At 68.8% G+C, this 506-nt stretch carries 1 protein-coding gene; it reads right to left on the minus strand.

The window, feature by feature from the left end; translation table 11 throughout:
• The coding region (locus tag ITX31_RS15670; protein ID WP_194784356.1) for a DUF222 domain-containing protein at window positions 1-494 on the minus strand (494 nt) is incomplete at its 3' end.
• Between the last annotated feature and the right edge of the window lie 12 nt (window positions 495-506).

The following is a 506-nucleotide window of genomic DNA, read 5'->3' on the forward strand; positions in this document are numbered from 1 at the left end:
TCCGGCGCACCGGGTGGGTCCTGCGTGCCGGGCCCGTTTGCGCTGTCCTGCGCATCCGGGGTGTTCAGGCCGAGGTCCAGCTGGCCTGAGTCCCCATCAGCCGGTGGGCCGGCGCGCTCTGGACCTGTGTCACCGGAACCATTGCCGGGTGCTGTTTCCTCGAGGAGATCGGCGGGCAGGTTGTGGGTTTCGTCCAGAATGATGCGGGCGTGCTGCAGAGCGATCTTCCCCTCGGACAGCCGGGCCAGAGTCTCCGGGGTCTCAGAGCACAGCCGGGTGGATTCGCTGATGAGCTGCATCGCGCTCATGTGCGGGATGTTCAGTGCGGTGGAGGCTTCAGCGGCGGCGAGGCTCATGGCCAGGGCGGGTTCTTCCCGCCCGCCGGAGGCCTCGGCAATGTCCCTGGCGAAGAGCACTTCCAGCCGGGCAGCGACCCGGGCCTGCTGAGCCTGGGCCCAGGAGATGAGCATGCCCAGGCGCTGCAGCGCGGACACGGTCTCCTCGTA

This window comes from Arthrobacter gandavensis (genome assembly GCF_015355785.1).
In the GTDB taxonomy this organism is placed as follows: domain Bacteria; phylum Actinomycetota; class Actinomycetes; order Actinomycetales; family Micrococcaceae; genus Arthrobacter_B; species Arthrobacter_B gandavensis_A.